Source organism: Nocardiopsis sp. TNDT3 (assembly GCF_003427465.1).
In the GTDB taxonomy this organism is placed as follows: Bacteria; Actinomycetota; Actinomycetes; order Streptosporangiales; family Streptosporangiaceae; genus Nocardiopsis; species Nocardiopsis dassonvillei.
Window position 1 is genome coordinate 1 of the sequence record NZ_QPFC01000114.1, and the last position, 3,352, is coordinate 3,352.

Annotated in this window: 3 protein-coding genes and 1 pseudogene; 3 read left to right on the plus strand and 1 reads right to left on the minus strand. The window is 72.2% G+C overall.

Going from position 1 to position 3,352, the window contains the following annotated elements:
* Positions 1-81: 81 nt before the first annotated feature.
* Positions 82-780 carry a carbonic anhydrase gene (locus tag DQW06_RS03190; protein WP_117197930.1) on the minus strand — a complete coding sequence of 233 codons (699 nt, stop codon included), beginning with the start codon at positions 778-780 and terminating at the stop codon, positions 82-84.
* Between the two features lie 522 nt (positions 781-1,302).
* Between DQW06_RS03190 and DQW06_RS03195 the strand changes: the two genes are divergently transcribed.
* The 3 genes and pseudogenes from DQW06_RS03195 to DQW06_RS03205 form a co-directional block, all read left to right on the plus strand.
* Positions 1,303-1,836 (plus strand): TetR/AcrR family transcriptional regulator, encoded by a 534-nt coding sequence (locus DQW06_RS03195; protein WP_049800319.1) that lies wholly within the window; start codon positions 1,303-1,305, stop codon positions 1,834-1,836.
* A gap of 208 nt (positions 1,837-2,044) precedes the next feature.
* Positions 2,045-2,914: an MHYT domain-containing protein gene (locus tag DQW06_RS03200; RefSeq protein ID WP_013155070.1), complete on the plus strand. Its 870-nt coding sequence runs from the start codon at positions 2,045-2,047 to the stop codon at positions 2,912-2,914.
* 228 nt (positions 2,915-3,142) lie between these two features.
* Positions 3,143-3,352 (plus strand): annotated as a pseudogene (locus tag DQW06_RS03205) (ribosome small subunit-dependent GTPase A); the annotation flags it as partial.

The window sequence follows — 3,352 nt, forward strand, 5'->3', positions numbered from 1 at the left end:
GACGGGGAAGGGGGCGGAGTGGTGAGCGGGGTTGACCGGGGGCACGGGTCCGTGGTGCGGCGAACGCGCGGCGGCGCGGGATCAGAGCCAGCTGACCTCGGAGGTCTCCAGGTCGTAGCGGGCGGGGACCACGTCCAGGCGGCCGGACTCGACCAGCTCGCGCAGGTCGGCGTCCACGCGGAGCTGGTCGGCGATGTACTCGGCGTTGGCCCGGACGCAGGCGTCCACGAAGTCGCCGCCCTCGTCGGGGGTGGCCTCGACCACCGGCAGGATCCCCTCCACCAGGTAGCCGACGTGGCCGTGCGGGACCTCCCCGGTCTCGTGGGCCTCCACGGCGGCGCTGACCGCGCCGCACGAGGAGTGCCCCAGGACGACGATGAGCGGGACCGCCAGGTGCTCGACGGCGTAGCTGATGCTGCCCAGGACGGACTCGTCCAGGACCTGGCCCGCGGAGCGGATGGTGAACAGGTCGCCGAGCCCGCGGTCGAAGACCAGCTCGGGCGCCACACGGGAGTCCGCGCAGCCGAGGATCACGGCGAAGGGGCTCTGGCCGCGGGCCATCTCCTCCCTGCGGGCGGGGCCCTCGTTGGGGTGGCGGGAGTCGTACCGGCGCCAGCGCCTGTTGCCCCGCTTGAGGAGGCGCAGCGCCTCCGCGGCGTCCCCCGGCTGGGGCGCGGGCATGGGAGCCGACCAGGCTGGGGCGGAGACGGCGGTGGCGACCGCGGCCCCGACCCCTCCGGCGAGGGAAACGCGCAGGGCGTTACGACGGGTGATGGCCATGTGGGGTCTCATTCTTGACGTCGACAAATGTGGACTTTTGCCGCCAAACGAGGGCCAAATTACTCTTGCTCCACGAACCAGTTCAAGGGTTTTTAACGCGCTCCTAACGCCCTTCCCGGAGGCGCACACTCGGAACGGATGCGAAAAAAATCCCTTTCCGTGCCGCTGAACTCGCACAACGCCGCGCGCGGACGTTTTCCCGCGATTCGGCCCGCCCTCTCCGGGCGTGACGAGACGTGCTTCTCGCAGCACTCCGCGCGACCGGTCGGCGGGTGCGGTCCGGGGGCGTCCCGGGCCCGGGATAGGATGTATTACCAACCGACCGTTCGTTAAGAAATCCTCGTGGGACCCGGCGACGGCGGACGCGCCCGCGGCCGTCCCCACCCACGGAGCCGCTCCCACCAGGTAGATTCGACAACCGTGTCCAGATCTTCCCCTGTCGAACCAGCGCCCTCCCGCCGCGGGGCAGCGGGGCGGCGACGCTCCGGCCGCCCCGGCCACGACGCCGACTCCGTCCTGCGCGTGGCCGCGCGCGTGTTCAACGAACGCGGGTACGACGGCACGAGCATGGAGGACCTGGCGCGCGCCCTGGGCGTGACCAAGTCGGCCATCTACCACCACGTCACCGGCAAGACCGAGCTGCTGCGCCGCTCCCTGGACCTGGCCATGGACGCCCTGTTCGCGGTCACCCGCGAGGAGGCCTCGACCACCGGCCCGGCCATCGACCGCCTGGAGCACGTGCTGCGCGGCAGCGTCCGGGTGCTGGTCGAGGAGCTGCCCCACGTGACCCTGCTGCTGCGGGTGCGCGGCAACACCGAGGTGGAGAAGCGCGCGCTGGAGCGGCGCCGGGCGTTCGACCACCTGATCGCCGACCTGGTGCGCGAGGGCGCCGCCGACGGCGACATCCGCCCGGACGTGGACCCCGCCGTCGCGGCCCGCCTGCTGTTCGGCATGGTCAACTCGATCTCGGAGTGGTACAAGCCGGACCGCGGGCTGGACTCCGACGAGATCGCCGACACCCTGGCCAGGATCGCCTTCGCGGGTCTGCGTGCCTGAGGGCCTGAGAGCCTGAGGGCCCGGACGGAGCCGCCGCCGACGCGAGGGCCCGGCGGAACTGAGGGTCGCACCCCTGTTCCCCTGCGTTGCCGCTGGCCACATCAGGCCACACACGTTGGAAAACACCCCTGGCGCATCAGTCTCAGGCCTCCCTACTATCCATGGAACCCGTCCGAAATGGGACCAAGGTCATGGAAAGTAGTGCGCCGTGCTCGACCACCTCGCCCAGGACTGGCTGACCCCCTCCATCGCCTTCGCGGTCTCGGTGATCGGGTCGTTCCTCGGCTTGTCCTTCGCCTCACGCGCGCGCCGGACGAGCGGACTCGTCCGGTGGCAGTGGCTGTCCCTGGCCTCCCTCGCCCTGGGCGGGGTGGCCGTGTGGTCGATGCACTTCATCGCCATGATGGGCTTCTCCCCGCCCGGCACGGCCATCCGCTACGACGCCGCGCTCACCGTGGTCAGCGGGGTCATCGCCATCGCGGTGATGGCCGTGGCGCTCACCCTGACCATCCGCGGGAGGACGACCCCCCGGCTCCTGCTGGGCGGTCTCATCGCCGGGACCGGCATCATCGCGATGCACTACCTCGGCATGCTCTCGATGAACGTGCACGGGCAGATCCACCACGACCCGCTCTACGTCGCCCTGGCCTGCGTGATCGCGCTGGCGGCCGCCACCGCCTCCCTGTGGTCCGCCTCCCGGCTGCGCGGTCTCCCCGCGATCACCGCCGCCTCCGTGGCCATGGCCGTCGCGGTGACCACCATGCACTACACCGGCATGATGGGCGTCCACTTCACGCAACCGCGCTTCTCCCGGCACAGCCCCCCGGACGGTTCCAGCGCGCCGGACCTGGTTCTGCCCCTGCTCGCCGGCCTGTTCGTCTTCATGCTGATCTGCAGCCTCTTCCTCCTGCTGGGGGTGGAGGAGGAGCGCCCGGACTACTCCCGGCGCGCGCCCGCCCCCGCCGCGCCCGCCTCCGGGAGCGCACCGGAGGAGCCCGCCGCCGGGGAGTACGTGCCGCGGCACGCCACCGTCCCGAGGACCGTGCCGTCCGACGACGTGTGGACCAGGCGCCGCTGAGCCGCCCCGGCCCCGCCCCAGGGCCGGCGCCCGGAAAACCCGTGGTGCGCTCCGCCCCGGCGGTCCTACACTCGCGGAGGCGGAGCGCGCCGTGTCCTCGGCGCCGACGACGGAGAGGAAGCAGTGATGACCGTTCCTGCGCATGGTTCGAACCCGACCTTCCCGACCGTTCGCGAGCCCTGAGGGGCGCCTCCCCTCCTGACGGCTCGCCGCTCCAGAGAGTCCGTCGTGAACACGTACGACAGCACAGACACACCCGCCGCCTCCCCGCTGACCGCGCTGGGATGGAACCGCCGCGTCGAGCGGGCCTTCGACGCCGTCGCCGCGGCGAGCCCCCACCCGCTGCTCCCCGCGCGCGTCTCCTCCTCCCGCCGGGGCGGGGCGGTGATCCGCCTCCCCCGCGAGGCCGCCGCCGACTACTCCCCCGCCGTCACCAGG